General features: G+C 68.5%; 31 protein-coding genes. 21 read left to right on the forward strand and 10 right to left on the reverse strand.

Translation table 11 applies throughout. The features are described 5' to 3' along the window. Nucleotides 1-82: 82 nt before the first annotated feature. Genes AU198_RS25185 through AU198_RS25205 form a run of 5 tightly spaced genes read left to right on the forward strand, consistent with a single transcriptional unit; the run spans nt 83 to nt 3935 of the window. The gene (locus tag AU198_RS25185) at nt 83-940 is read left to right on the forward strand and encodes an oxygenase MpaB family protein (protein ID WP_064351317.1); all 858 of its coding nucleotides are present in this window, start codon (nt 83-85) and stop codon (nt 938-940) included. Further along, entirely contained in the window at nt 927-1643 is a 717-nt protein-coding gene (locus AU198_RS25190; protein ID WP_082691197.1) for a TetR/AcrR family transcriptional regulator, read from the forward strand. Before AU198_RS25185 ends, AU198_RS25190 begins: the two co-directional genes overlap by 14 nt. 45 nt (nt 1644-1688) lie before the next feature. Continuing rightward, nucleotides 1689-2009, forward strand: a complete 321-nt coding sequence (locus AU198_RS25195) for a hypothetical protein (RefSeq protein WP_064351318.1) — start codon at nt 1689-1691, stop codon at nt 2007-2009. Between the two features lie 35 nt (nt 2010-2044). Further along, on the forward strand, nt 2045-2527 hold the full coding sequence (locus AU198_RS25200; protein WP_064351319.1) for a pyridoxamine 5'-phosphate oxidase family protein: 483 nt from the start codon (nt 2045-2047) through the stop codon (nt 2525-2527). A 49-nt stretch (nt 2528-2576) separates the two neighbouring features. Beyond that, the gene (locus AU198_RS25205; RefSeq protein ID WP_064351401.1) at nt 2577-3935 is read left to right on the forward strand and encodes a cytochrome P450; all 1359 of its coding nucleotides are present in this window, start codon (nt 2577-2579) and stop codon (nt 3933-3935) included. Here AU198_RS25205 and AU198_RS25210 read toward each other — a convergent pair. Beyond that, on the reverse strand, nt 3932-4312 hold the full coding sequence (locus AU198_RS25210) for a nitroreductase family deazaflavin-dependent oxidoreductase (RefSeq protein WP_064351320.1): 381 nt from the start codon (nt 4310-4312) through the stop codon (nt 3932-3934). The two genes, AU198_RS25205 and AU198_RS25210, sit on opposite strands and share 4 nt — an antisense overlap. A gap of 94 nt (nt 4313-4406) precedes the next feature. Here AU198_RS25210 and hemL point away from each other — a divergent pair, with 94 nt between their 5' ends. From hemL to AU198_RS25245, 7 genes are all read left to right on the forward strand, one after another. After that, complete coding sequence (gene hemL, locus AU198_RS25215; RefSeq protein WP_064351321.1) at nt 4407-5723, forward strand: glutamate-1-semialdehyde 2,1-aminomutase; 1317 nt, start codon at nt 4407-4409, stop codon at nt 5721-5723. After that, complete coding sequence (locus tag AU198_RS25220; RefSeq protein WP_064351322.1) at nt 5720-6355, forward strand: histidine phosphatase family protein; 636 nt, start codon at nt 5720-5722, stop codon at nt 6353-6355. The genes hemL and AU198_RS25220 overlap by 4 nt, the downstream gene beginning before the upstream one ends. 44 nt (nt 6356-6399) lie before the next feature. Beyond that, nucleotides 6400-6999 carry a TlpA disulfide reductase family protein gene (locus AU198_RS25225; RefSeq protein ID WP_064351402.1) on the forward strand — a complete coding sequence of 200 codons (600 nt, stop codon included), beginning with the start codon at nt 6400-6402 and terminating at the stop codon, nt 6997-6999. Then, entirely contained in the window at nt 6996-7847 is an 852-nt protein-coding gene (locus AU198_RS25230; protein WP_064351323.1) for a cytochrome c biogenesis CcdA family protein, read from the forward strand. Before AU198_RS25225 ends, AU198_RS25230 begins: the two co-directional genes overlap by 4 nt. Beyond that, on the forward strand, nt 7844-9418 hold the full coding sequence (resB, locus tag AU198_RS25235) for a cytochrome c biogenesis protein ResB (RefSeq protein ID WP_064351324.1): 1575 nt from the start codon (nt 7844-7846) through the stop codon (nt 9416-9418). Before AU198_RS25230 ends, resB begins: the two co-directional genes overlap by 4 nt. Further along, nucleotides 9415-10470, forward strand: a complete 1056-nt coding sequence (ccsB, locus tag AU198_RS25240; RefSeq protein WP_064351325.1) for a c-type cytochrome biogenesis protein CcsB — start codon at nt 9415-9417, stop codon at nt 10468-10470. The genes resB and ccsB overlap by 4 nt, the downstream gene beginning before the upstream one ends. Before the next feature lie 66 nt (nt 10471-10536). Beyond that, nucleotides 10537-11682 (forward strand): MinD/ParA family ATP-binding protein, encoded by a 1146-nt coding sequence (locus AU198_RS25245; RefSeq protein ID WP_082691198.1) that lies wholly within the window; start codon nt 10537-10539, stop codon nt 11680-11682. A 10-nt stretch (nt 11683-11692) separates the two neighbouring features. On the opposite strand, the gene AU198_RS26505 is transcribed toward AU198_RS25245, so the two are convergent. After that, nucleotides 11693-11854, reverse strand: a complete 162-nt coding sequence (locus AU198_RS26505; protein ID WP_165595656.1) for a hypothetical protein — start codon at nt 11852-11854, stop codon at nt 11693-11695. A gap of 52 nt (nt 11855-11906) precedes the next feature. Here AU198_RS26505 and AU198_RS25250 point away from each other — a divergent pair, with 52 nt between their 5' ends. Both AU198_RS25250 and AU198_RS25255 read left to right on the forward strand, forming a co-directional pair. Next, complete coding sequence (locus AU198_RS25250) at nt 11907-12218, forward strand: DUF4229 domain-containing protein (RefSeq protein WP_064351326.1); 312 nt, start codon at nt 11907-11909, stop codon at nt 12216-12218. A 100-nt stretch (nt 12219-12318) separates the two neighbouring features. Next, nucleotides 12319-12663, forward strand: coding sequence for an ester cyclase (locus AU198_RS25255; RefSeq protein ID WP_064351327.1), 345 nt, complete (start codon nt 12319-12321; stop codon nt 12661-12663). On the opposite strand, the gene AU198_RS25260 is transcribed toward AU198_RS25255, so the two are convergent. The 7 genes from AU198_RS25260 to AU198_RS25290 all read right to left on the reverse strand — a co-directional run bounded on the left by AU198_RS25260 (nt 12660) and on the right by AU198_RS25290 (nt 18869). Continuing rightward, a complete protein-coding gene (locus AU198_RS25260) occupies nt 12660-13367 on the reverse strand; it encodes a hypothetical protein (RefSeq protein ID WP_064351328.1) in 708 nt (235 codons plus the stop codon). The genes AU198_RS25255 and AU198_RS25260 overlap by 4 nt on opposite strands. Further along, nucleotides 13367-14272: a vWA domain-containing protein gene (locus tag AU198_RS25265; protein WP_064351329.1), complete on the reverse strand. Its 906-nt coding sequence runs from the start codon at nt 14270-14272 to the stop codon at nt 13367-13369. Before AU198_RS25265 ends, AU198_RS25260 begins: the two co-directional genes overlap by 1 nt. Continuing rightward, entirely contained in the window at nt 14269-15273 is a 1005-nt protein-coding gene (locus AU198_RS25270) for a hypothetical protein (protein ID WP_064351330.1), read from the reverse strand. Before AU198_RS25270 ends, AU198_RS25265 begins: the two co-directional genes overlap by 4 nt. Then, a complete protein-coding gene (locus tag AU198_RS25275; protein ID WP_064351331.1) occupies nt 15264-15737 on the reverse strand; it encodes a hypothetical protein in 474 nt (157 codons plus the stop codon). Before AU198_RS25275 ends, AU198_RS25270 begins: the two co-directional genes overlap by 10 nt. Continuing rightward, nucleotides 15727-16599, reverse strand: coding sequence for a DUF58 domain-containing protein (locus tag AU198_RS25280; RefSeq protein WP_064351332.1), 873 nt, complete (start codon nt 16597-16599; stop codon nt 15727-15729). The genes AU198_RS25275 and AU198_RS25280 overlap by 11 nt, the downstream gene beginning before the upstream one ends. Before the next feature lie 7 nt (nt 16600-16606). Next, the gene (locus tag AU198_RS25285; protein WP_064351333.1) at nt 16607-17608 is read right to left on the reverse strand and encodes an AAA family ATPase; all 1002 of its coding nucleotides are present in this window, start codon (nt 17606-17608) and stop codon (nt 16607-16609) included. A gap of 97 nt (nt 17609-17705) precedes the next feature. Beyond that, entirely contained in the window at nt 17706-18869 is a 1164-nt protein-coding gene (locus AU198_RS25290; protein WP_197416219.1) for a sulfotransferase family protein, read from the reverse strand. A 115-nt stretch (nt 18870-18984) separates the two neighbouring features. Here AU198_RS25290 and AU198_RS25295 point away from each other — a divergent pair, with 115 nt between their 5' ends. Both AU198_RS25295 and AU198_RS25300 read left to right on the forward strand, forming a co-directional pair. After that, nucleotides 18985-19560, forward strand: a complete 576-nt coding sequence (locus AU198_RS25295) for a TetR/AcrR family transcriptional regulator (protein WP_064351335.1) — start codon at nt 18985-18987, stop codon at nt 19558-19560. After that, entirely contained in the window at nt 19557-20750 is a 1194-nt protein-coding gene (locus tag AU198_RS25300; RefSeq protein WP_231744776.1) for a DUF1214 domain-containing protein, read from the forward strand. The genes AU198_RS25295 and AU198_RS25300 overlap by 4 nt, the downstream gene beginning before the upstream one ends. A 37-nt stretch (nt 20751-20787) precedes the next feature. On the opposite strand, the gene AU198_RS25305 is transcribed toward AU198_RS25300, so the two are convergent. After that, the gene (locus AU198_RS25305; RefSeq protein ID WP_064351336.1) at nt 20788-21663 is read right to left on the reverse strand and encodes a 1,4-dihydroxy-2-naphthoate polyprenyltransferase; all 876 of its coding nucleotides are present in this window, start codon (nt 21661-21663) and stop codon (nt 20788-20790) included. A gap of 44 nt (nt 21664-21707) precedes the next feature. Between AU198_RS25305 and AU198_RS25310 the strand changes: the two genes are divergently transcribed. The 5 genes from AU198_RS25310 to AU198_RS25330 are packed head-to-tail and all read left to right on the forward strand — an operon-like array spanning nt 21708 to nt 25690. Further along, nucleotides 21708-21932, forward strand: a complete 225-nt coding sequence (locus AU198_RS25310) for a hypothetical protein (protein WP_064351337.1) — start codon at nt 21708-21710, stop codon at nt 21930-21932. A 2-nt stretch (nt 21933-21934) separates the two neighbouring features. Then, a complete protein-coding gene (locus AU198_RS25315; RefSeq protein ID WP_064351338.1) occupies nt 21935-22711 on the forward strand; it encodes an S-methyl-5'-thioadenosine phosphorylase in 777 nt (258 codons plus the stop codon). Beyond that, complete coding sequence (locus tag AU198_RS25320) at nt 22708-23739, forward strand: NAD-dependent epimerase/dehydratase family protein (protein WP_064351339.1); 1032 nt, start codon at nt 22708-22710, stop codon at nt 23737-23739. The genes AU198_RS25315 and AU198_RS25320 overlap by 4 nt, the downstream gene beginning before the upstream one ends. Beyond that, complete coding sequence (locus AU198_RS25325; RefSeq protein WP_064351340.1) at nt 23739-24539, forward strand: alpha/beta hydrolase; 801 nt, start codon at nt 23739-23741, stop codon at nt 24537-24539. Before AU198_RS25320 ends, AU198_RS25325 begins: the two co-directional genes overlap by 1 nt. A 23-nt stretch (nt 24540-24562) precedes the next feature. After that, nucleotides 24563-25690, forward strand: coding sequence for an NAD(P)H-dependent flavin oxidoreductase (locus AU198_RS25330; RefSeq protein WP_064351341.1), 1128 nt, complete (start codon nt 24563-24565; stop codon nt 25688-25690).

Raw genomic sequence — 25690 nt, forward strand, 5'->3', positions numbered from 1 at the left:
TACAAAACAGGTCGCTCGCCAGCATCGTGAGACCCCTCACAGCCGCTTGGTACAAAGTGCAAAATTTGTAACACTGTGTCCTATGACCGAGTTGGTGGAGACAGACAGGCCCGTCGACGATGCTTTGCCGCTGGGCCCGCAGTCGCTGGTGTGGCGCTATTTCGGGGACAACCGGATGTACCTGATCGGACCGCGCCCCGCGGTGCTGCAGAACATGCTGGCCGAACTCGGCCAAGGCGTGCTGGACCACTCGGTGTTCTTCGACGACACCGCCGCGCGGGTCAAGCGCTCGCTGCCCCCGATCTTCAACACGGTCTACGGCTCTGACGAAGACAACCCTGGAGCCCAGGTGCGCGACTTCCACGCCGACATCAAGGGCAAGATGCCCGACGGCGCCCGGTACCACGCCCTGGATCCGGAAACCTACTTCTGGGCACACGCGACGTTCGTCGAGCAGGTGCTCTACTTCGCCGACACCTTCGTCAAGCGGCTGAGCCGCGAGGAGAAGGAGCAGATCTACCTCGAGTCGAAGACGTGGTACCGCCGCTACGGTGTGAGCGACCGACCGATGCCCGCCACCTACGACGAGTTCGAATGCTACTGGGATCGCATGCTCGACGAGATCGTCGTCGCGCACAAGACCGCGGTGTACGGCGTCGGCTACGTCACGAAGGGCTTCCCGTGCCCCAAAGGTGTTCCCGCATGGGCGTGGAAGCTGATCGCGCCGGTGTTCAATCCGCTCGCGGCGTTCCTGACCACAGGCGGCCTACCGCCCCGCGCGCGCGAGCTGCTGCAACTGCCGTGGAGTGAACGCCAGGAGCGCCGCTACCAACGCTTCGCGGCGTTGTGGCGGTCGCGTCCGGTCAACTGGGTGTGGGATCGTCTGCCGATGAGTTGGCGCTACAACAGCTACGCCCAAAAAGGTTATGCCCGGGCCTGACCCGGCCAACGGGCCTGATTCGTCGCCCGCGACTGGGCCTGATTCGTCGCCCGCGACGGGACCCGATTCGTCGCCCGCGACGGAACCTGATTCGTCGCCCGCGACTGGGCCCGATTCGTCGCCCGCGACGGAAGCCATCCTGGATGCCGCCGTCATCGAGTTCGAGCGGCGCGGCTTCCGACGGGTCGCGCTCGACGACGTCGCCCGCCGCGCAGGCGTCAGCCGGACCACGATCTACCGGCGGTTCGCCAACCGCGACGAACTCGTGGCCGCGGTGATCGAACGCGAGAACATCGCGCTGTTCGCCGACATCGCCGAAGAGGTCAAACGAGCTGGGCCACAGTCGAATTACTACGTCGAGGCGTTCACCCTGTCGATCTTGAAGTTCCGCCGCCACCGCGTGCTGTACCGGATACTGACCGACGACCCCGCGCTGCTGCTCGAGCTCGCCCGCACGCACTACGACGCCGCGATCACCCGGATGGCCGCTGCGTTGCGGGTCATCTTCCCCGCTGGGTTCGCCGAACGGATCGGCGAACAGACCGTCGAGGAGTTGGCCGACACCATCCTGCGGTATGCGGTGATGGTGTTGCTGCTGCCCAGCTCCCAGCCACTGGAGTCCCCCGACGACATCCGCGCTTTCGCTCGCAAACACTTCCTTCCCAGCCTTCCCGCCGCTTTGCGAACAGTGCCCACCGGTTAGTCGAACTGCGTTTCGTATTTCGGCTCTCCGGGCAGTCGTAGTTCCATGACCAGCGAACAAGGGCAGGACCCAGGGTTCATCGAGGAGCAGCGGAAGGCCGAACCGGAGACCGACGAACACCATCAGGTCACCAGCGAACAGGAAACGCCGCCGCCCACCGAGAAACCCGAAGTCACCGACGAACATCGGGAAAAAGCCAAAGAAATGCACAAGGCCTACGAGGAAGAGAGGCCGACCACCAAAATGCCGGGCACCGGCGGCGCGGTTGCGGGTACCGCGGTCAACGACTGGCTCGACGATGACGGCAACCCGAAGTTCACCAAAGAATCTGCGGGCAACGAGGCATCCGAGGGCAACAGCAGCTGACTGGCCGAGCGGGCGCGTGCCTACGCTAGGCAACCGTGACCACTCTGGAACAGATCGCACCGCCGTTCGTCGAGATGGCCCATTCGATCGTGTGGGCCTCTGTCGCCACCGTCGACGCGAACGGCCGGCCGCGCACCCGCATCCTGCATCCGTTCTGGGAGTGGGACGGGACCGATCTCTTCGGATGGATCGCCACCGTGCCTTCTCCGGTGAAGAAGAACCACCTCGCGGTGCACCCGGAGGTGTCGGTGAGCTACTGGACCACCAACCATGACACGTGCAGCGCGGAGTGTCTGGTCGAGTGGTACGTCGATGACGAAACCAGGGCGACGGTGTGGGACAAGTTCGCCACCGCCCCCGCACCGGTGGGCTACGACCCGCGGATCATTCCGATGTGGCAGGACGGGCCGACCTCAGACCAGTTCGCCGCACTGCGGTTGGCGCCGTACCGCATCCGGGTCATGCCCGGAACGGTGATGACGAAAGGTGAAGGCGCGCCGCTCACCTGGTCCGCGTGAAGATCGCGTACCGGTGCGGACCCGACACGACCTGGGTGATGATCTGCACATGACCACCACGCTCGACGTCTCGGCGTTGCCGCTGGTGCCGAAGAATCCGCTGCCGATCTGGCGGTTGGTCAAACTCCTCCGCAGGCTAGACACCGGCCAGGACGTCATTCGTGACGCCGGCGGCCCGATCACGCGCATCCAGGTCGCGCCGAAGTGGCTGTATCAACCGATCGTCGCCGTCATGTCGCCCGCAGGTATGCGCGACATACTCGGGCGCCCCGACGGCTCCTCCGAGCGATGCATCTACCACGACGAAGTCCGCAACATGGCGGGTGACAGCCTGTTCGTGCTGCCCAACGAGCTGTGGCGGCCGCGCAAACGAGCGTTGCAGCCGGTGTTCACCAAGCAGAACGTCCGCAATTTCGGCGGCTACATGTCGGCGGCCGCCCAAGCCTTCGTCGACCGCTGGCCCGACGGCGGCGAACTCGACCTCGACGTCGAATGCCGCCGCGTCGCGATGCAATCGCTGGGCCATTCCGTCCTCGGCGTCGACCTCAACGAGCGCGCCGACACGATCGCCCGCTGCATGCACGTCGCGTCCTCCTACACCGCCGACCGCGCGCTGCGGCCCGTGCGGGCACCGCGCTGGCTGCCCACACCCGCCCGCGGCCGCGCGCGCCGCGCCGTCGCCGAGATGCGGGAGATCACCGACGAGATGGTCCGCGCATGTCGCGACGACCCGACGCGCGACGCCCCGCTCGTGCGGGCGCTGATGGCGGCCAGGGATCCCGAGACCGGGTTGCCGCTATCCGACGACGACATCTCGAACGACCTGCTGATCTTCATGCTCGCCGGCCATGACACCACCTCGACCGCGCTCACCTACTCGCTGTGGGCGCTGGGGCGTCATCCCGACATCCAGGACCGCGTCGCCGCGGAAGCCGCCGCCATCGGTGACCGGGAACTGACCCCCGACGACGTGCCCCGGCTGACATACACCGTGCAGGTGCTGCACGAGGCGATCCGGCTGTGCCCACCGGCGGCCGGGGTGGCCCGGCTGGTCACCCGCGACATCGCGGTCGACGGCTATCGCGTCGAGGCGGGCACCCTCGTGGCGCTCGGGCTCTACGGCCTGCACCACGATCCGGCGCTCTGGCCCGACCCGATGGTCTTCGATCCCGAGCGGTTCAGCCCGGAGAACACCGCGAACCGCGAGCGCTGGCAGTTCCTGCCGTTCCTCGCCGGTGGTCGCCCCTGCATCGGCGAACACTTCGCACGGCTGGAGACGACGCTGGCGTTGGCCACGATCGTGCGGGCCGCGCGGATCGAATCGCTGGACGGCGCGTTCGAGTGTGACGTGCCGTTCACCACCATCGCCAAAGGGCCCATCCGGGCCCGTCTGCGCCCGCGGACTTAGCCCCGCGTCAGCAGGACGGCCTGCTCGAACGGCAGCAGCCCGAACAGGGGCCGCATCCACCCGGTGACCGACGGCGCCGCCTCGGCTTTCGTGACCACCCGGGGGTCACGGACGCCGAACGTCCGGCCATACCTTCTCATCCGCCCACCGCCCGCCGCGGTGATGTTCTTCAGCCAGTCCCGGTCCGGGCCGTAGGTGAGCAGAATGGCCACGCCGTCATGGGTCGGGAACACCGTCAGCGGAGTCCGGTACGGCTTGCCCGACCTTCGCCCGGTGTGCTCGAGGATGCCCATCGACGGAGCCCACCCCGCCCACAGCCGCTGGATCGGATTGGTGACGCGACGGTTGAACCGCGCGAGCCATTGCGGAAGCTGCATGGTCTCATCCAACTCGGAAGCCCAACGCGGCTCAACCGCGTGACCACTACACCCTGTAGTTGACGGTTTGCGCCGGGCTGGGACACTGGTGGCCATGCGTGCTGACCAGATCACCACCGAGGTGTCGGCGCGGTTGTTCGCCGAGGCGTCGGCCGTCATCCCGGGCGGGGTGAACTCACCCGTACGGGCGTTCACCTCGGTCGGCGGCACACCCCGGTTCATCACCTCGGCGAACGGCTACTGGCTGACCGACGCCGACGGCAACCGCTACGTCGATCTGGTCTGCTCGTGGGGGCCGATGATCCTGGGCCACGCGCACCCCGACGTCGTGGCCGCGGTCCAGAAAGTGGTGACCGACGGCCTGTCCTTCGGCGCGCCCACCCCCTCGGAATCGGAGCTGGCCGCCGAGATCATCGGCCGGGTCGCGCCGGTCGAGCGGCTGCGGCTGGTGAACTCCGGCACCGAGTCCACGATGAGCGCGATCCGGCTGGCGCGCGGCTACACCGGCCGGGCCAAGATCGTGAAGTTCTCCGGCTGCTACCACGGCCACAGCGACGCGCTACTCGCCGACGCCGGTTCCGGCGTCGCCACGCTCGGGCTTCCGTCCTCGCCGGGTGTGACGGGTGCGGCCGCAGCCGACACGATCGTGCTGCCCTACAACAACGTCGCCGCCCTCGACGAGGTCTTCGCCCGGTTCGGCGACGAGATCGCCTGCGTGATCACCGAGGCCAGCCCCGGCAACATGGGCACGGTTCCGCCGCTCGACGGTTTCAACGCCGCGCTGCGCCGCATCACGGCCGACCACGGCGCCCTGCTGATCGTCGACGAGGTGATGACCGGATTCCGGGTCAGCCGATCCGGTTGGTACGGCCTCGATCCCGTCGATGCCGACCTTTTCACCTTCGGCAAGGTGATGAGTGGCGGGCTGCCCGCGGCGGCGTTCGGCGGCCGCACCGAGGTGATGGAGCGGCTGGCCCCGCTGGGGCCGGTGTACCAGGCCGGCACGTTGTCCGGGAACCCTGTCGCGATGGCAGCCGGTCTGGCGACACTGCGCGCGGCCGACGACGCCGCGTACGCCACACTCGACGCCAACGCCGACCGCCTCACCGCACTGCTCGAGCAGGCGTTGACCGAAGTCGGTGTGGCGCACACCGTCTCGCGGGCCGGCAACATGTTCAGCGTGTTCTTCACCGAACAGCAGGTCACCGACTTCGCCTCGGCGCGGGCGTCGGAGACGTGGCGGTTCCCGGCCTTCTTCCATGCGTTGCTGGACGCCGGTGTCTACCCGCCGCCGAGCGCCTTCGAGACATGGTTCGTCTCAACGGCTTTGGATGACGAGGCATTCGACCGTATCGCGGCCGCGCTACCCGGCGCGGCCCGCGCCGCCGCGGAGGCGGTCAAACCGGCATGACCGAGAACGCGTCGGAAGACGGCGAGGCCGTGAAGACAGTGGTGCATGTGATGCGCCACGGTGAAGTGCACAATCCCGACAAGATCCTCTACGGCCGCCTTCCCGACTACCACCTCTCCGAGCGGGGTCGAGCGCAGGCCCAGACCGTCGCGGACTGGCTGGCGACGCGCGACATCGTCTACGTGGTCGCCTCGCCGCTGGAGCGGGCGCAGGAGACCGCGGCCCCGATCGCGGCGGGTCTGGGGCTGTCCGTCGACACCGACGACGAGCTCATCGAATCGCTGAATATCTTTCAGGGACAACGGGTCTCACCGGGTGACGGTGCGCTGCGCGATCCCCGCAACTGGTGGCACCTGCGCAACCCGCGCACACCGTCGTGGGGGGAGCCGTACCGCGAGATCGCCGAGCGGATGACCGCCGCCGTGCATCGGGCCAGGGCCAAGGCGGCCGGCCACGAGGCGGTGTGCGTCAGCCATCAACTCCCCGTGGAGACTCTGCGCCGGTCGATGACCGGCCAACCGCTGCACCACTTCCCGACCCGGCGGCTGTGCAACCTGGCGTCGGTGACGTCGTTCTACTTCCACGGGGAGACCTACGTCGGCTGGGGTTACGCGGAGTTGGCCGGACAGTGAGTCGGTGGGTGGGGCGCGGCCGTTGGCTCTTCGCGCGGGCGCTCATCGCGGCCTGCGCGGGATGTATCGCGCTGGCCGGCTGCTCCACCGGCGACGACGCCGTCGCGCAGGGCGGCACATTCGAATTCGTCGCCCCCGGCGGTCAGACCGACATCTTCTACGACCCCCCGCGGGATCGCGGCCGCCCGGGTCCGCTGCGCGGTCCCGATCTGATCGACCCGGACAAGACCATCTCCCTCGACGACTTCGCCGGCAAGGTGGTGGTGCTCAACGTGTGGGGCCAGTGGTGTGGTCCGTGCCGAACCGAGATCACCGAGCTCCAACAGGTTTACGACGCCACCAAAGACGTCGGTGTGCAATTCCTCGGCATCGACGTCCGCGACAACAACCGAGTTGCGGCGCGGGACTTCATCATCGACCGCGGTATCACGTTCCCGTCGATCTACGATCCGCCGATGCGGACCATGATCGCGTTCGGGGGCCGTTATCCGACGACGGTGATCCCCTCGACGGTGGTCCTGGATCGCGAGCACCGCGTCGCCGCGGTCTTCCTGCGTGAACTGCTGGCCGAGGACCTCCAGCCGGTGGTGGAACGCCTTGCGCGCGAAAGCGATGGGGCGGACCCCGAGAAGGCCGGCACATGAGTTTCGACCAGGTGGACCAGCTGATCGCCGGCGGTCCGGTTCTGCTGGCCCTCCTGGTCAGCGCGCTCGCCGGGCTGGTGTCGTTCGCGTCGCCGTGCGTGGTGCCGCTGGTGCCCGGTTACCTGTCGTATTTGGCCGCGGTCGTCGGCGTGCAGGATGCCGCTGCCCCCGGAGAAGCCGCCGTACTGGTTCGCCGAGACCGACGCTCTGGCGGAAAAACTCGGGAAGAACCCGCCAAAACGTCGGTCTCGGCGAAAGCCACCCGGCTTCGCGTCGCCGGCGCAGCGGCATTGTTCGTTGCCGGGTTCACGGTGGTGTTCGTGCTCGGCACCGTCGCCGTACTCGGGATGACGACGTCGTTGATCACCAACCAGCTTCTGCTGCAACGCATCGGCGGCGTGGTCACGATCGTGATGGGGCTGGCGTTCGTCGGGTTCATCCCCGCGTTACAGCGGGAGGCGCGGTTCACGCCGCGGCAGATCTCCACGCTCGGCGGCGCCCCGCTGCTCGGCGCGGTCTTCGCCCTGGGCTGGACACCGTGCCTCGGTCCCACCCTGACCGGCGTGATCGCGGTCGCTTCGGCCACCGACGGCGCCAACGTCGCCCGGGGCGTCGCGCTCGTCATCGCCTACTGCCTCGGCCTGGGAATCCCGTTCGTGCTGTTGGCATTCGGATCTGCGCGCGCGGTGCAGGGTCTGGCGTGGTTGCGCAGGCACACCCGCGCGATCCAGATCTTCGGCGGCGTGCTGCTGATCCTGGTGGGCGTGGCGCTGGTGACGGGGCTGTGGGGAGACTTCGTGTCCTGGATGCGGGACGCCTTTGTCAGCGACGTGACGCTGCCGATATGACGAAAGTGTTTGCGCTGGTTCGTAACACCTGGCGGACCCTGACGTCGATGGGCACCGCGCTGGTGTTGCTGTTCCTGCTGGCGCTCGCGGCGATTCCGGGCGCACTGCTGCCGCAGCGCAGCCTTAACGAGTCGAAGGTCGACCAGTACATCGCAGAACACCCCACGATCGGGCCCTGGCTGGACCGGTTGCAGGCGTTCGACGTGTTCTCCAGCTTCTGGTTCACCGCGATCTATGTGCTGCTGTTCGTCTCGCTGGTGGGCTGCCTGACCCCACGCCTGATCGAACACTTCCGAAGCATGCGGGCCAACCCCGTGCCCGCCCCGCGCAACCTGGGCCGGCTGCCCAAACACCACGCCGCCGAGGTGTCCGGCGGGGCGGATGAGGTGGCGACGACGGTGAACGAGCGGTTGCGCGGATGGCGCACCCTCACCCGCTCGGACAACGGAGCCGTCGAGATCTCGGCGGAGAAGGGCTATCTGCGCGAGTTCGGCAACATCGTGTTCCACTTCTCGCTGCTCGGCCTGCTCGTGGCGGTGGCGGCAGGCAAGATGTTCGGCTACGAAGGCAACGTCATCGTCATCGCCGACGGCGGTCCGGGCTTCTGTTCAGCCTCGCCGGCGGCGTTCGACTCGTTCCGTGCCGGAAACACCGTCGACGGCACCTCGCTGTATCCGATCTGCCTGAGGGTCAACGACTTCCAAGCCGACTATCTGTCGACGGGACAGGCGACGTCGTTCGCCGCCGACATCGAATACCAGGCGGGCACCGATCTGGAGTCGGGCACCTGGCGGCCCTACCAGCTGAAGGTCAACCATCCGCTGCGGGTCGGCGGTGACCGGGTGTACCTGCAGGGCCACGGATACGCCCCCACCTTCACGGTGACCTTCCCCGACGGGCAGACCCGCACGCAGACCTTGCAGTGGCGACCCGACGACCAGATCACGTTCCTGTCGTCGGGTGCGATGCGGTTCGACCCGCCCGCGGGCACCTATCCGGACTCCGATGACCGTCGCAAGAACCAGCTCGCGATCCAGGGCCTGTTCGCCCCGACCGAACAATTGCACGGCACGCTGCTGTCCTCGAGCTTCCCGGCGCTCAACGACCCCGCCGTCGCGATCGACATCTACCGCGGCGACACCGGCCTGGACAGCGGGCGGCCGCAGTCCCTGTTCACGCTGGACCCGCGGCTGATCGAGCAGGGCCGGCTGACCAAGAAGGCACGGGTCAACCTCGGCGCCGGCGAATCGACGCGCCTCGACGACGGCACCCTGGTGCGGTTCGACGGCGCCGTGCCGTTCATCAACGTGCAGGTCTCCCACGACCCGGCGCAGGTATGGGTGCTGGTGTTCGCGATGACCATGATGGCGGGCCTGCTGGTGTCGCTGGTGGTGCGCCGGCGCAGGATCTGGATTCGGATCAGCCCCGCGGGTCCGGGTACCGTAACCGTCGAGCTGGGCGGGCTGGCGCGCACCGACAACTCCGGGTGGGGCGACGAGTTCGAGCGGTTGACGCAGCGCCTCTTTCCCGACGCGAGGCCGGCGCACGCCGCAGGAGAGAAGGTCACATGAATCCCGAGCAGATCGACATCGGTTTGGCCCGGTACTCGGATTGGGCGTTCACCTCATCGGTGCTGGTTCTGGTGGGTGCGCTGCTGTTGCTCGCGATCGAGTTGGCTTACAGCCGCAGCCGCAAGGTCGACGCCCGGGAGCTCGTCGGAGCCGCGGCGGCGGCGACATCGGCGCGGGGAGCCGCGGCGGCGGCGACATCGGAGCGGGGAGCCGCGGCGGCCGGCGGGGTCCGCGCGGACAGCGCCGCACCGGGCGTCGTAACCGAAGCCCGGCGCCGTCCGGTCGACGAACGCATAGGCGGAGCGGGTCTTGCGCTGACCTACCTCGGCATCGGCTTGTTGCTCGCCAGCATCGTGTTGCGCGGAGCGGCCACCTCGCGGGTGCCGTGGGGCAACATGTACGAGTTCATCAACCTGACCTGCTTCTGCGGGCTGGTTGCGGCGGCGGTGGTGTTGCGCCGACGCCAGTACCGGACGCTGTGGGTGTTCGTGCTTCTTCCGGTGCTGATCCTTCTGACGGTTTCAGGCCGCTGGCTTTACACCAACGCCGCGCCGGTGATGCCCGCCTTGCAGTCGTACTGGCTGCCCATCCACGTCTCGGTGGTCAGCCTCGGGTCGGGGGTGTTCCTGGTCGCCGGTGTCGCCAGCATCCTGTTCCTGCTGAAGATGTCGCGCTTCGCCGACCCCGAACGCCGCTCGGGCGACGGCATTCTCACCCGCGCCCTGGACAGGCTTCCCGATCCGCAGACCTTGGACCGAATCGCCTACCGCACCACTATCTTCGCCTTTCCGGTGTTCGGGTTCGGCGTCATCTTCGGCGCGATCTGGGCCGAAGAGGCATGGGGCCGCTACTGGGGCTGGGACCCCAAGGAGACCGTGTCGTTCATCGCGTGGGTCCTGTACGCCGCGTATCTGCATGCTCGCTCCACCGCCGGGTGGCGCGACAAGAAGGCCGCGTGGATCAACGTCGCCGGCTTCGTTGCGATGGTGTTCAACCTCTTCTTCATCAACCTGGTCACCGTCGGCCTGCACTCCTACGCCGGAGTCGGCTGAGTCGCAGTTCTTGTGCTTGGCTAAGATCGGCGGCGAAATCCTGCGAAGCCTTGGGGGACCGTCGGCGTGTCTGAACAACCGGTGCAACGCGCCCAGGATGGTGTCGGTAAGGACGCGGCTTCTCCCGCGATAGTTCCCGAAAACGCCTATGCGCCAGGGGGATTCCGAGCACAGAGCCGGTTCAGTGATCCCGCGGCCGATCCGCCGCCGGAATGGACGGCGTCCACACCGCCCCGCGGCCTTCCGGTGCTGTCCCCACCATCGGACATCGCCGATCCCGACCCGGCGCCGTATCTCGATCTCTCGACCGTCGCGCTGCTCGGCGAACCCGAACGCGCGCCTTCCGAGGGCTGGCGCAAGTGGCTGTATTACGCGTCGTTTCGATTGGTCAACCTCGGTGACGGACCGAAGGTGCGGCGCCGCCAGGCGCTCACCGCCGAAATTCAGCGCCCGTTGCGCGGGTGCCACCGCATCGCGGTGTTGTCGCTCAAGGGTGGGGTCGGCAAGACGACGATCACCGCGACGCTGGGCGCGACGCTGGCTTCACTTCGCGGCGACCGCGTCATCGCCGTCGACGCGAATCCCGACCGCGGCACGCTGAGCGAGAAGGTGCCGCTGGAGACGCCGGCCACGGTGCGGCATCTGCTGCGCGACGCTCAAGGCGTCAAGGCCTACAGCGACGTCCGCGCCTACACCTCACAGGGCCCGAGCCGGCTGGAGGTGCTCGCCTCCGAAAGCGACCCCGCGGTGTCGGAGGCGTTCAGCTCCGACGACTACAGCCGCACCCTCGAGGTGCTCGAGCGCTTCTACAGCCTGGTGCTCACCGACTGCGGCACGGGGCTGATGCACTCGGCCATGGCGGCGGTGCTGTCCAAAGCCGACACTCTGGTGGTGATCAGTTCCGGTTCGGTTGACGGCGCGCGCAGCGCGTCGGCGACGTTGGACTGGCTGGACGCCCACGGGCATCAGGACATGGTGCGCAACTCGATCGCGGTGATCAACGCGGTGCGCCCGCGGTCGGGGAAGGTGGACATGAAGAAGGTGGTCGACCACTTCAGCCGGCGGTGCCGGGCGGTGCTCGAAGTGCCCTTCGATCCACACCTCGAGGAAGGGGCCGAGATCAGCCTCGACCGGCTCAAGCCGGAAACCAGGGCGGCGTTGCTCGAACTTGCTGCCGAGGTCGCGGCCGGATTCCCCGGCGCGCGACGCTAGAACCGCGCGGTCACGGTCTCGGGTTGTCTTCCTGGCCGAGCCGACGCAGGAATTCTGGATCGTCGTCCGGCCCGATCACCCGGGTGCGCGGACGGCTCGAAGACACTCGCGTCAGTCGCCAGCCGACATACGCCAGCGTGCACAACACGAGAATCAGGAGCAGATACGCCACGAGAACAAAACCTCCTTGGTTCGAATATACGCGTCATCGGTAGGCTCGGTTCGTGTCCGACGGTCGCCAGGGAACTCGCCTCGTGGTCGACGTGCTGGCCTATGTGCTGGCACGGCTTCTGCTCGTCGCGGCGGTCGCCGCGGCGATTCTCGGTGCCGGACATCTGCTCGGCCTGCGCGAATTCCCGCTCATCGTCGCGTTGCTCTTCGCGTTGGTGATCGCACTGCCACTGGGCATCTGGCTGTTCGCCCCGCTCCGGCGCCGCGCCACCGAGAGCATCGCGGCCTTCGACGAACGAAGGCGCCGCGACCGGGAGCAGCTACAGGCCAGGCTGCGGGGCGAAGACCCACCGGCCCGCGGATGACCACATCGGTGCGGGTCGACACGGTGGGCTGATGCGCCGACCCGCCGTCGTACTCGTCGGTAGATTGCGCTTCACGCCTCCGGCCGGGTAAGACACCAACATGATTTCGCCTAAAGAGCTATACAAGCGATGGCTAGACGAATTGTGGGCGGGAGATCCCGTTGCGGCCGAGCTGGTCACCGACGGATTCTCGGGGCATTGGCCGGGCCGGGAGGTTCGTGGGCCTGCCGAACTGCAGGCGGTTGTCGGAGAGACCCATCAGATGCTCAGCGATCTGAAGTTCGTGATCGAAGTGGAGCCGTTCGTCGACGGTGACATGCTGGCGGCCAGGTGGATCGGTACGGGCGCGGCCCAGGACGGACCGAAGCGGTTCACCGGTAACGACATCCTGCGCATCGAAAACGGCCGCTTCGCCGAGTACTGGACCGGAACCAGCACCGGCTAACCCCCAGCCGCATCCCGTAGCACCTGCTGGAGCTTGTCAAGGGGATCGCCGGAGCCGGGATCCAGCCGCAACGCGTCGCGGGGCGTGTCGGCATCGGGCACCGCGGGCGCGGGGGCCGGCGCCTGCGGTGGTGGGGGCGGCGTCAGCGGTGGCGGCGGCGGGGGCGGAGCGGTCAGTCCGGCCAGCTTGGCCTGCAGCCGCGGTGCCGCGTCGTGGCGTACGGCCCGCCGCTCGGGGTCGGGATCGGTGTTTCCTTCAAAACAGCCGTCGGGCGCGTTTTCGACGAGGTCGAGTGCGCTGAGGTATCGGTCGCGCGCCGCGTCGGGCCGGTTCTCCCACGCGTCGATGTCGCCTTGGCGCTCGCGGACGAGTTCCAGGTTGATCAGCACGGGACACGACCGATGCTGCGCGGTGCGACCGAGCGCTTCGGAGAAGTGAGCGTCGGCGTCGGCGAGACGGTCGTCGAGCACCGCGAGCGTGCCGGCCGCGAACGGCGCCTTCGCGGGTTCGACGATGTTGAGCAGGCCCATCACCGCGACGTCGCCGCGCAGTGCATCGGCGTCGCGCGCGGCGAAGTTCGACACCGCCGAGTGACCGGCCACCACAGCGGAGATGAGCTTCAGCGCGATCACCAGCGCCACGATGACGACGGGGGCCGAGAACAGCAGTAACCGGCGGCGCAGCCGCAACCGAGAGGGACGCATCAGATCACCTCGTCCCGCCGGGCCGAGCGGCTGGTCCGGAACTCGCGCAGCGTGAGGTAGATCTCGAACAGCAACAGCACCGCGGCCACCATGGCGAAGACCCAGTACAGGTCGGTGCGATCAACGGCGGTGGCGCTGGCCTGCGCCGACGAGACACCGTCCACATCGGGGGCGTCATCGGTGACCGCGCGCGCGGTATCGCGAGGGACGAACGGCACGCCGAGTTGATCGGCGACGGCCTGCAGACGCGAATCGTCGCGGGTCGCGCCGTAACCGAACACCGCGCCGCCGTCCACCGAACCGGGCACCGGATCGAACTCGCCCTGCGGGGCCTGGGACCCGGGTGCGCCGGAGCCGAAGTAGAACACCAGGTTCTGTGCGCCCGGGTTGCGCTGGCCCGCGGCGATCAACTGGTAACGCAGGACGTTCGCGGCGGCTGCCGCGTTCACCTCGCCCGCGGCGGTGTCGGGGGAGGCGGTGACGGCCGCGACCACCGGCTTGAGGCTCCAGTTGTCTTCGGACAGCGGCCATTCCACCGAGGAGCGCGCGGCGAACGTGATGAGGGCGAAGCGCGCCTGCGGGTAGTGGTCGATGAGCGCGGCGACGTCGTCGCGGATGTCGGCGATCGCCGAGTCGGTGGAGCGGTCGACGATCAAGAACACGTTGGGTGTCGCCTCGCCGTCCGAGCTCGTCGTGGCCGACTCCCCGGCGTCACCGCCGAGGGCGGGCCGGGCCGCGGCGATCAGCATCAGCATCACCGCAAGCGTCAGCGCCGACCACCGCCACACGGTCGTCCACCGCTGGCCGGTGCGCGCCAACTGGCGCATGGTGATGAGCCGCAGCACCACCGCGGCGAGGGCGACGGCGATCAACAGGACCGGCGGTACGACGGGGGAGAAGGTCATCGCCGCAGCACCGCCAGAGACAGACACAGCAGCGCCGAGACCGCGACCGCGATCGCCAACGGGACGGTCGGGGTGTCGCCGCGGAAACCTGCGAGGGTGGCGGCACGGTCGGCGTCCGGCGGATGCGCGCGGATCCCGTCCAACTGAGCCTCCAGATCGGGCCCGACGGGCGCGTATCGCCCGCTCGTGGCCGACACGACGGAACGCACGGGGCCCGGGGACGACACCAACGCGTTGACCTGGATTCCGCGCTCCTGGGCCAACTCGGCGACCTGCTGGTCGGTGTAGAGCGAGGGACGGGTCTCATTCGGGGCGCGTAATTCGCCCGGCCCCAGATAGATGATCGAACGGCGCCGCTCACCGGGCGGCTCGTCGGGGGGGAAACCCGCGACGCACAGCGCGAGGACGTCGGCGACGCTCGTCGCGTAGTCGACATACGTCACGGGCGCGGCGAACGAGGCGAGGCTGTTCCGTTTGGCCGAACGCTGGGCGGGCGAGAGCGCGTCATCGTCGGGCAGGCCGGCCAGACCGGCTGCCTCCCCGAGCTTTTCGACCGCGAACTGATGATCGCGGGTCAGCGGAATCACCCGGCGGTTGGCCGAGGTCAATCCGATCCGCTGTGTGCTGAACGTCCCCGTGCGCTGCGCGAAATACGACAGGAAAGCGCCGGTGTTCGGATCATCGACCGGTTCGGCGACGCACAGCATGACGTCCTCGGGCACCTCGGAGGTCTGTAGCGACCACCACAATCCGCTGGGGCGGGCGCTGGCCAGCACGGCAGCACCGAACAACAGCACGAGCAGCGCGATCGTGACGACCATCGACACCGTTCGCGCCCTCGCCACCCGCGCGTACTCCGGCAGCCGGGTCAGGCGGGCGGTGTTGGCCAACGGCCGCAACTGCCGCCGCAGCTGCTTCGTCGGCACGAGCACCGCGAGCGCCACAGCGCCTGCCAGACAGGCGAATCCGATGACTGCGATCGGCCACCAGGTCAGGGCCACGAGCGGATCAGCTCCTCGGTTGTCGCGCCTACCTCGCCGACCCGCACCGGTGAGGCCGCGTTGAACTGCGCGTCGTCGAGCGCGGCGAGCGTCGGCGCGGCAGGCGCCAGCTCCCCGGATGCGATGTCGTCGAGCTGCATGTACTGCGCCCGTGTCCCGGTCGCCTGGTGCAGGAAACTGCGCAGGGTCCGGCTCATCGCCGCGCCGGCCTCGGCGTCGGTGAGTTCACCGTCGCGGTGTCGGGCGGTGATGCGTTGCACGCTGTGCACGAACCGACGGCGCAGTAGCCGGGCATGCAGGGAACGCGCCACGGGAAGGCGCCGGAGCCGCTGCGCTGGCAGCGTCCACACGAAAACGCCGACGTACCATGTGATTACTAGCACCGCGATCAGCACCCCGAGCCACAACCACCCCGACGAGTACGGCATCGGCCCGCCGACGAACCGCAACAGGTCATCCGGCACGGGCGAACACCTCGGTCAATGCGACGAGCCGGGCACGGATCTCACTGCTGGCGCCGATCCTGGTGTGCGGGACCGCGCGGGCGGTCATGAACTCGTCGAGTCGGTGCGCCCGCGCCTGCTCTGCCTTGCGGTACGCCGCGACCACCCGCGGGCCCAGTGTGGCGGTGTCGAGGACGAACCGGCCGGTCGACACGTCGAATCCGGCCCGGTCATCGCCGTTGGTGCCGACGGCGGGCATGTCGGAGACCGTCGCCCACAACACGTCGTGGCGGGCGGTCAGTCGGGTGACAGCGTCGGTCAGCCGGTCGTCGACCTCCGGCTCGTCGGACACCACCACGACCAGCATCGGGTGGCGGTAATGCGTTGCGACGTAGTCGAGTTGGCAGACGATGTCACTGCGGCCAGAACCTTGGCAGGCGTGACCGTAGTGCCTGTGCAGCAGGCTTTCGATGTGGGTCTCGCCGCGACGCTGCCGGATGTTGACGCAGCCCCGGGTGTCGCCGAACACCATGCCGATCTGGTCGGACCGCCCGAGCGTGATGAGCCCGAACGCACCCAAGATGTTCACCGCCACATCGCGTTTCACTTCGCCACTGGGGGTCAGGGCCGCCATGTTGCGACCGGCGTCGGCGACGAGCAGGAGCTTGTGGTGCTTCTCGGAGACGAACCGTTTGATCAGCACATGACCTGAGCGTGCCGAGGCCTTCCAGTCGATGTCGCGGACGTCGTCGCCGGGTACGTACGGCCGCAGGTCGTCGAATTCCAGGCTGCGGGTGTGCAACAGCGCGTAGCGGCCGCCTTCGAGCATGCCGCGGGTGTCGGTGCCGAAGTGCGTCCTCGCCGTGGTGAGGTGTCTGCCCATACCGGCCCTACGGCACTCGAACCGCTTGCAGGACAGCGTCGATGATCAGCTCGGGCGTGACGTTGGCGCTGGCGGCCTCGAACCCGAGGATGAGTCGGTGCCGCAGCACCCGGTGGGCGAGCTTGGCGATGTCGCCGGGGATGACGTGTCCGCGGCCGGACAACAGGGCCAGCGCCCGGGCGGCATTGCAGAAGGCGATGGTCGCGCGGGGGCTGGCGCCGTACTCGATCAACCGGGCCAGTTGGCGCGGCAGATAACGGTCGGGTTCACGGGTGACGGTGACCAGTTGGCTGGCGTAGTGCATCAGCGCGCGGTCCATATGGACGTGACGCACGACGGCGCGGAGCCGGCGGATGTCGCCGAGGCCGGCGACCGGCCTGCTGCGGTGGTCTTTGTCGTAGAGTCCCGCATCCATCCGGGCCATCATCTCCACCTCCTGTTCGGGGGTGGGGTAGTGCACGACGTCCTTGAGCATGAACCGGTCGGTCTGTGCCTCCGACAGCGGATAGGTGCCCTCCTGGTCGACGGGGTTCTGGGTGGCGATCACCAGGAACGGCTCGGGAATCGGATACTCGGTGCCCGCGATCGTGGTCTGACGCTCCTCCATCGCCTCGAGCATCGCGCTCTGCGTCTTGGCGCTGGACCGGTTGATCTCGTCGAGCAGCACGATGTTGGTGTGCACCGGCCCGAGCTGGGTGACGAACGAGTTGGTCGCGGACTCGTAGATCTGGGTGCCGATGATGTCGCTGGGCAGCAGGTCGGGCGTGCACTGGATACGTCGGAAACCCCCGTCGATGGCTTCGGCGATGACGCGCGCGGCGGTCGTCTTGGCCAGCCCCGGCACGCTCTCGATGAGGATGTGCCCGCCCGCGAGCAGGCCGATCAGCAACGACTCGCGCAGGTTCTCCTGGCCGACGACCTTGGCCGAGAACGCTTCGGAGACCGCGGCGACGACCCGCCGCGCCTCCGCGAGATCGCGCTGGTCGAGTTGAGTTCGTGCTGCGGTCATGGATACCTCTCGTCTCCGGCTGCCGGATGCGGATACCCGGGCCAGGGTATTCACACACCGCTGATCGGGGGCGAACGGCCGCGGCGAATGCGAGAGGCTACGTCAGGAAGCGTTCGACGTACGGTGCGAAGCGGGCCTCCAACTCGTTCGGGTCGAGACCGAACATCTCCGGCGACGTCGCCACTCGCCCGAGCCGGCCCCGCTGGTGGCCCGCGAGGTATTCGGCCATGGCGACGCGGGCGTCGTCGGTCATCGCCTCGTCCGCGAGCGCGTAAATCGCTGCGGCGGTGCCCATTTCGTCGGCCATGAAGTCGTCGAACCTGACGTCGATCGAGCGTTCGGCTCCAATGACGTCGCGATCGCGGATCAGCGCGGCCAGCATGAGCTCGAGACGGTCGATCCAGCATGCGGCGATGTCCTCGACCGGAACCGGTGCGCAGTGCATGCGCGCGGAGTAGGTGAGCATCGCGAGCATCGACAGCACCACCGGGACCGGATCGCGGTGGGTCGTGATCACCACCACGCCGGGAAAGACCCGGTCGAGCACCGGGAGTTGCTCGAGGTGCTGAGGCGATTTCAGCAGCCACCGCCTGCCCCCACGCAGGAACTGCAGCGCCTTCAACTGCAGGGCCAGGTGCTCGTAGTGGGGTGTCTGGTCATGTGACAGGTAGTAGTCGCGCCACCGCGGTACATGCGCCAACGTCTCGAACAGCATCGACGAGAAGTCGTTGGCCAGCAGTTGTATCTCCTCGTGCACGTGGTCGGTCGTCATCTCGTGCATGAGCGCGAAATGCGGCATGACCGCGTTCATGAACTCGACCGCGGCATCCATCCGGGTGCGCCGGGGGTCCGGTTCGATGCCGGCCTCCGCCGGCAGCGGGAACGGTTCGTTGCTCTCCCAGTACGGCAGGGTGCGGAAGGTCGGTCCCGCGGCCAGCAGGTTGTGCAGGTGAGTGGTGCCCGTGCGGGGCAGGCCGGCGATGACGACCGGCGGCGCCAGTTCGATCTCGTGGATCTCGGGATGCCTGGCCAGCAGATCGGTCAGCAGCAGACGGTTCTTCAGCAATTGCGCCAGCTGGGCGTGGAAGTTCACGACTCCCGCGGCGCTGAGTCCCGGAATCTCCTGCAGCGCAGCGAGATACACGCCGAGTCGGTCGCGGTAATCATCGGGACCGAAGTCGTCGAGCCCGGTCTCCGCGCTGGCCTTGGCGTGCAGGGCGTCGGCATCGAGCGGGCACTCGGGCGCCATCGCCGCCATCATGTCGCGAATCGGCTGGATCGCCGCTGGGAAACGCGGCTCGGCGAGGTCGTCGAGAACGACTGGCGGCGCTGGTGAGATGTCGGTCACAGGCAGTTATGTTACTGTGAGTTTCGTAATGACGACGGAAATTGGCCGACCTCGCGACAAGCGCATCGACGACGCAGTGCTGAGCGCGACGGTCGACCTGCTCGGGTCCGCCGGTTACGCGGATCTCACCGTCGATGCGATCGCCCGGCGCGCGGGCACGAGCAAGCCCGCCATCTACCGCCGTTGGCCGGGCAAGGCGCACCTCGTGCACGAGGCGGTGTTTCCGCTCGGCGCGGCGACCGAACTGCCCGACACCGGATCACTGGCCGGCGACATCCGGGAGATGGTCCACCGAACGGTCGGCGTGCTGACCACACCAGCCGCACGTGCCGCGTTGCCCGGACTGGTTGCGGAGATGGCCGCCGATCCCGCGCTGCACGCCGCGCTGCTGGAGCGCTTCTCGCACGTACTCTCGCGCGGCCTGACTGAACGGCTCGACGCGGCGGTGACTCGCGGCGAGGTCCGGCCGGAGGTGTCGGCCGCCGACGTCGTGGAGGCCATGGCCGGTATGACGTTCCTGTGTCTGATCACCCGCGCAGATCGCCTCGACGACGCATGGGTGGACCGAACCGCCACTTTCATCACGAGAGGAATCAGCGCATGACGGACGAAGCGACTTCCGCGGCGAGCCGCGAATCAACTTCCGCGGCGAGCCGCGAATCGACTTCCGCGGCGAGCGGCGAATCGACTTCCGCGGCGAGCCGCGAATCAACACGTGCCTGGCGAGAACTGCTCGACACCCTCGGCGGTCTGGACCGCAGCTTCCTCGAAGGCGACCGCGCGGTCACCGACGACCGCCACGTCGCCGACGGCTACCGCATGCTGGCCACCACGCTCGGCGTCGCGTTCGACACGTACCTGTTCGCCGAACCGAGCCGACCCGTGTGGGTCGAGCTCAACACGCCGTTCCGCCGCGACCGGCGCTGGGGCGGGGACAACACCGACGCCTACTACTTCATGTGTCCGGTCGACCCGAAGCGCCGCTACCGCATCAGCGGCAACAAGGGTGACAGCGTCTACTTCTCGGTGACCGCCTACAACGAGCCGTCGCCGGGGGCGTGGTCGGATCGGATCGTGGCGCTGGTGCGCGACGACGACCTCGACATCGACCCCGACGGCAACTTCTCCTTCGACTACGGGCCCACCGACGGCGGTGTGGTGCTCGTGACGCGCGACTACCAGGCCGACCCGTTGACCGGACGCCCGGTGTCGTGGCGCATCGAGGCGCTCGACGAGCCCGACCCGATCCGGCACGGCGACGCCGAAACCGCCGCGGCGTTGCGCGCGAGTGCGGCGTGGCTGCGCACGATGTTCGCGATCGTGCCGCTGGCGGTCGGTGTGCGTGTCGACGACACGCATACGTTGGGCCACGAAATCTCGCAGGTGGCAAACCAATTCGCGGACCCGTACCAGGTGCCCGACGCCAACTTCGGCTGGTCGGCGCGCGACGCGTGCTATGCCTACGGCAGCTTCGTTCTCGAGGACGATGAGGCGCTGGTCGTCACGCATCGGCCGCCCGCCTGCCGGTTCTGGAACCTCGTCGTATGGAACCAGTTCATGGCGGGTGTCACCGACGCCAAGACGTCGATCAACGGCTACAGCGCGGTGCCCAACTCCGACGGGTCCGTCACCGCGGTCATCTCCCGCGGTATGACGTCGCACCCGAATTCGATTACGACCGTGGACTATCCGCGCGGCAACCTGGCGTTCCGGTGGTTCCTCGCCGACGCGGTGCCCGCCAAGCCGGAGGTCACGTTGGTGAACGTCGCCGACGCCCCGACCACCGTCACCTAATAGCGATTTCGGTGTCCAAGCAGTCGCTGATCGACTGTTAGAGCACCGAAATCGCAAGCGCCAGCACGACCGCCACGGCCCACACCAGCATCGTCAAGCCCGTATCGCGCAGCACCGGAATCAGGTCCTTGCCGCCGCGGCCTCGGCGCACCGGCGCGGCCGCGCGTACCGCGAGCGGCAGCGCCACCAGGCCGACCGCCGCCCACGGCGTCGCGAGCATCAGCACCAATGTCAACGCGAACGCCACGACCAGCAGCGCCTGGTACAGCAGCCGGGTGCGGGCATCGCCGAGCCGCACCGCCAGCGTGATCTTCCCCGACTCCTTGTCGGTCGGGATGTCGCGCAGATTGTTGGCGACCAGCACCGCCGACGACATGCAGCCCATCGCCACCGCGACGGCCACGCCCACCCAGTCGATCCGCAGCGTCTGGGTGTACTGCGTGCCCAGCACCGCGACCAACCCGAAGAATACGAACACCGCGACCTCGCCCAAGCCGAGGTACCCGTACGGCTTCGACCCGCCGGTGTACAGCCACGCCCCGGCGATGCACACCGCTCCGACCGCGATCAACCACGGCGCGCTCACTGCCGCCAGCACCACGCCGGCGACGGCGGCGACCACGAGGCTCACCACCGCGGCGGTCAGCACGGCTCGCGGGCTTGCGACCTTCGAGCCGACCAGCCGCAGCGGGCCCGCTCGCACGTCGTCGGTGCCGCGGATCCCGTCGGAGTAGTCGTTGGCGTAGTTGACGCCGACGATCATCGCCACGGCGACAGCCAGTGCCAGCAGCGCTTTCCACCAGCACGCGGCCTGCAGCCACGCCGCCGCACCCGTGCCCGCGATCACCGGTGCGATCGCGTTCGGCAGCGTGCGCGGCCGAGCACCCTCGACCCACTGCGCGAATGTCGCCACGAGCGCCAGTCTCGCACGGCTTCAGACCGTGGCAGACTGTGCGCATGGAGGACCGACTCAGCAAGGCGGAGATCCGCAAGGACGCCGTGCAGGAGATCTTCGACTCCGGCGTATCGACCGTCGGCGAGGTGGCATCGATCATCACCACCGCGGTCAAGGACGTCGCCAACGCGATCGGCGGTTTCGCGACCGACGCGTTCGAGATCCGCGACACTGTGCGGCGCGCATCGCAGCGACTCGACGAGACCGACGACCAACCGCCCGCCTAGACGTGCTCGGAGTCATCGGCGGAAGCGGTTTCTACAGCTTCTTCGGGTCCGACGCCCGCAGCGTCACCGTCGACACCCCGTACGGTGCGCCCGCAGCACCGCTCACCGTCGGCACCGTCGGCGCGCACGAGGTGGCGTTCCTGCCGCGTCACGGGGTCGACCACGAGTTCTCCCCGCACACCGTGCCGTACCGGGCCAACATGTGGGCGTTGCGTGCCCTCGGGGTGCGGCGCATCTTCGCGCCGTGCGCGGTCGGCAGCCTCACGCCCGCCCTCGGACCCGGGGCCATGGTGGTGCCCGATCAACTCGTCGACCGCACCCGCGGACGCGCCGACACCTACTTCGACTCCGGCGGCATCCACGTCGCGTTCGCCGACCCGTACTGCCCGAGTCTGCGTGCGGCGGCCACCAACCTGCCCGGTGTCGTCGACGGCGGAACCATGGTGGTGGTCCAGGGGCCGCGGTTCTCCACCCGCGCCGAGAGTCGGTGGTTCGCGAATCAGGGCTTCACCCTGGTCAACATGACCGGCTACCCCGAGGCGGTGTTGGCCCGCGAGCTCGAGATGTGTTATGCCGCAATAGCGTTGGTGACCGATCTGGATGCCGGCATCGACCGCGGAACGGCGGTCCGCACCGTCGACGTGTTCGCCGAGTTTCAGCGCAACCTGGTGCCGTTCAAAAAGCTCGTCCACGAGGCGATCGATCAGACGACGGTCGAACGGACGTGTACGCACTGCCTGGCGCACGACGGTGTCCGACTGCCGTTCGAACTCCCGTGAGAGTCCTGCTGACCGGCGCGGCCGGATTCATCGGGGCCCGCGTCCGCGACGCGCTACGCGACGCGGGCCACGACGTGATCGCCGTCGACGCGATGCTGCCCACCGCCCACGGCCCGGGTGCCGAACCGCCTGCTGACTGCGAGGTGGTCGACGTCCGCGACGCGTCCGCACTGGCGCCGCTGATGAAGGATGTCGACATGGTGTGCCATCAGGCCGCCGTCGTCGGTGCGGGTGTCAACGCCGCCGACGCTCCCTCGTACGGCTCACACAACGACTACGGGACCGCGGTGGTGCTGGCCGAGATGTTCGCGGCGGGCTGCCAGCGGCTGGTGCTGGCGTCGTCGATGGTGGTCTACGGGCAGGGCCGCTACGACTGCGCTGAGCACGGACCGGTCGACCCCCACCCGCGCACGCGTGCCGACCTCGACGCCGGCGTGTTCGAGCACCGGTGCCCGGACTGTGGCGCGCTGGTCCAGTGGCGGTTGGTGGCTGAGGACGCGCCGCTGCGGCCCCGAAGCTTGTACGCCGCCAGCAAGACCGCGCAGGAGCATTATGCGCTCGCATGGACGGAGGCCGTCGGGGCCGCGGTCACCGCGCTGCGCTACCACAACGTCTACGGCCCCTACATGCCCCGCGACACCCCGTACTCGGGGGTGGCCGCGATCTTCCGCTCCGAGCTCGAATCCGGCGACGTGCCACGTGTTTTCGAGGATGGTGGACAGATGCGCGACTTCGTGCACGTCGATGACGTGGCGGCGGCCAACGTCGCGGCCGTGGAATCCGAGCGTGGCGGGTTCGAGGCGTTCAACGTGTGCTCGGGCCGGCCGATCTCGATCTTGGAGGTCGCCACCGCGCTGTGCGAGACGCGCGGCGACGCGCCGCCGGTGGTCACCGGCCAGTACCGCAGCGGCGACGTCCGCCACATCGTCGCCGACCCCGCGCGCGCCGCCGAGGTGCTCGGGTTCTCCGCGGCGGTGGACCCCCTCGACGGGTTGCGCGAGTTCGCGTTCGCGCCGTTGCGGGCCTGATGCGCCGGGCCGTCCGCGTCGTCGTTATCGTCACGCTCGTGGCGACCGGTCTGATGGGTCTGCTGTGGTCTGCGCAGCGGCGTTTGGTGTACTTCCCGTCGCCGGGTCCCGTGCCGTCCGCCGCCACGGTGGCGCGCAACGGGCAAGACGTGGTGATCGAAACCGACGACGGAATCCGTTTGGACGCCTGGTACTTCCCGGTCGACGGCGATGGGCCCGCCGTGCTGGTGCTGCCGGGCAACGGCGGAGACCGGTCGATGCGCGCGCCGCTGGCCGTGGCGCTCAACCGGATGGGCTCCTCGGCGCTGCTGGTCGACTACCGCGGTTTCGGGGGCAACCCGGGCCGCCCGTCGGAGGACGGTCTGGCCGCCGACGCGCGGGCCGCGCAATCGTGGCTGGCCGCACGGGAACAGGAGATCGTCTACTTCGGCGAATCCCTAGGCGCCGCAGTCGCTATCGGACTGGCCGTCGAGCGGCCGCCCCATGCGCTGATACTGCGTTCGCCGTTCACCTCGCTGCCCGACGTCGGGGCGGTGCACTATCCATGGCTGCCGGTGCGGTGGCTGCTGATGGACCGCTATCCGTCGCTGGACCGGATCCCGTCGGTGCACGTGCCGCTACTGGTGATCGCCGGAGACCGCGACGACGTCGTCCCCGAACCGATGAGCCGGCGGCTCTACGACGCGGCGAACGAGCCGAAGAGCTACGAGCTGGTGCCCGGCGCCGGGCACAACGACCTCGAGTTGCTGGTCGGCAAGCAGATGCTCGACGCGATCCGGCGACTCCTGTCCCGGGCGTGAACCGGCCTGGCCATACTGGCCGGGTGAAACCAGCGATTTGTGAACAGTTCGGCATCGACTTCCCGTTGTTCGCGTTCAGCCATTGCCGCGACGTGGTGGCGGCGGTGTCCAACGCGGGCGGCTTCGGCGTGCTGGGCGGGACGGCGTACACACCCGAGCAGCTCGACCAGGAATTGGCCTGGATCGATGACCACGTCGGGGGTAAGCCCTACGGCGTCGACCTCATCGTTCCCGCCCGCTACGAGGGCAAGGGCGAGGACCTGACGATGAGCGACCTCGCGGGCCGGATCCCCGACGAATACCGCGGCTTCGTCACCGAGCTGTTGGCCGCGCACGATATCGAGGCCGAGGAGGCGCCGCGGTTCGGCAACGCCGCCCTGTCGGGCAACACCGGCAAAGACCTGCTGGATGTGGCGATGAACCACCCGATCCGGTTGATCGCCAACGCGTTGGGCGTGCCGCCGGATTACATGATCAAGGCGGGTAAGGAGAACGGCGTGCCGGTGGCCGCGCTGGTCGGAGCCAAGGAGCACGCGGTCAAGCAGGCGCAGGCCGGAGTCGACCTGATCGTGGCCCAGGGCACCGAGGCCGGTGGGCACTGCGGTGAGGTGACGACGCTGGTGCTGGTGCCCGAGGTGTTGGAGGCACTGGCGGCGATCGGCAGCGACATCCCGGTGCTCGCCGCGGGCGGGATCGTCACCGGCAGGCAGATGGCCGCGACGGTGGCGATGGGCGCGGCGGGTGCCTGGACGGGTTCGGTCTGGCTGACGACCGAGGAGGCCGAGACCGCCCCCTACACCAAGGAGAAGTTCCTGGCCGCCTCGTCGCGTGACACCGTCCGATCGGCTGGCAGGACCGGAAAGCCTGCGCGCCAACTGGTTTCGGACTGGACCCAGGCGTGGTTGCCGAACGAGGGCGGCCAGAAGCCGCTGCCGCTTCCGCTGCAGTCGATGCTCGCCGAACCCGTCGTGCGTCGCATCGACGTGTTGGCCGCCCAGGGGCATCCCGGCGCGCAGGCGTTGGCGACGTACTTCGTCGGGCAAGGGGTCGGGCTGATGAACAAGGTCAAACCCGCGCGCGAGGTGGTGCGCGAGTTCATCGAGGATTACGTCGCCGCGACCGAACGCCTGAGCAACTCGCTGCCCGACTGA

Source organism: Mycobacterium sp. GA-1199 (assembly GCF_001500045.1).
Lineage (GTDB): Bacteria > Actinomycetota > Actinomycetes > Mycobacteriales > Mycobacteriaceae > Mycobacterium.

Excerpts from the sequence above, each read along its gene's own strand:
- AU198_RS25185 (WP_064351317.1), top strand. The coding sequence starts at position 83 with ATGACCGAGTTGGTGGAGACAGACAGGCCCGTCGACGATGCTTTGCCG.
- AU198_RS25190 (WP_082691197.1), top strand. The coding sequence starts at position 927 with ATGCCCGGGCCTGACCCGGCCAACGGGCCTGATTCGTCGCCCGCGACT.
- AU198_RS25195 (WP_064351318.1), top strand. The coding sequence starts at position 1,689 with ATGACCAGCGAACAAGGGCAGGACCCAGGGTTCATCGAGGAGCAGCGG.
- AU198_RS25205 (WP_064351401.1), top strand. The coding sequence starts at position 2,577 with ATGACCACCACGCTCGACGTCTCGGCGTTGCCGCTGGTGCCGAAGAAT.
- AU198_RS25210 (WP_064351320.1), bottom strand. The coding sequence starts at position 4,312 with ATGCAGCTTCCGCAATGGCTCGCGCGGTTCAACCGTCGCGTCACCAAT.
- hemL (WP_064351321.1), top strand. The coding sequence starts at position 4,407 with ATGCGTGCTGACCAGATCACCACCGAGGTGTCGGCGCGGTTGTTCGCC.
- AU198_RS25220 (WP_064351322.1), top strand. The coding sequence starts at position 5,720 with ATGACCGAGAACGCGTCGGAAGACGGCGAGGCCGTGAAGACAGTGGTG.
- AU198_RS25230 (WP_064351323.1), top strand. The coding sequence starts at position 6,996 with ATGAGTTTCGACCAGGTGGACCAGCTGATCGCCGGCGGTCCGGTTCTG.
- resB (WP_064351324.1), top strand. The coding sequence starts at position 7,844 with ATGACGAAAGTGTTTGCGCTGGTTCGTAACACCTGGCGGACCCTGACG.
- ccsB (WP_064351325.1), top strand. The coding sequence starts at position 9,415 with ATGAATCCCGAGCAGATCGACATCGGTTTGGCCCGGTACTCGGATTGG.
- AU198_RS25255 (WP_064351327.1), top strand. The coding sequence starts at position 12,319 with ATGATTTCGCCTAAAGAGCTATACAAGCGATGGCTAGACGAATTGTGG.
- AU198_RS25260 (WP_064351328.1), bottom strand. The coding sequence starts at position 13,367 with ATGCGTCCCTCTCGGTTGCGGCTGCGCCGCCGGTTACTGCTGTTCTCG.
- AU198_RS25265 (WP_064351329.1), bottom strand. The coding sequence starts at position 14,272 with ATGACCTTCTCCCCCGTCGTACCGCCGGTCCTGTTGATCGCCGTCGCC.
- AU198_RS25280 (WP_064351332.1), bottom strand. The coding sequence starts at position 16,599 with ATGGGCAGACACCTCACCACGGCGAGGACGCACTTCGGCACCGACACC.
- AU198_RS25285 (WP_064351333.1), bottom strand. The coding sequence starts at position 17,608 with ATGACCGCAGCACGAACTCAACTCGACCAGCGCGATCTCGCGGAGGCG.
- AU198_RS25290 (WP_197416219.1), bottom strand. The coding sequence starts at position 18,869 with ATGATGGCGGCGATGGCGCCCGAGTGCCCGCTCGATGCCGACGCCCTG.
- AU198_RS25295 (WP_064351335.1), top strand. The coding sequence starts at position 18,985 with ATGACGACGGAAATTGGCCGACCTCGCGACAAGCGCATCGACGACGCA.
- AU198_RS25300 (WP_231744776.1), top strand. The coding sequence starts at position 19,557 with ATGACGGACGAAGCGACTTCCGCGGCGAGCCGCGAATCAACTTCCGCG.
- AU198_RS25310 (WP_064351337.1), top strand. The coding sequence starts at position 21,708 with ATGGAGGACCGACTCAGCAAGGCGGAGATCCGCAAGGACGCCGTGCAG.
- AU198_RS25325 (WP_064351340.1), top strand. The coding sequence starts at position 23,739 with ATGCGCCGGGCCGTCCGCGTCGTCGTTATCGTCACGCTCGTGGCGACC.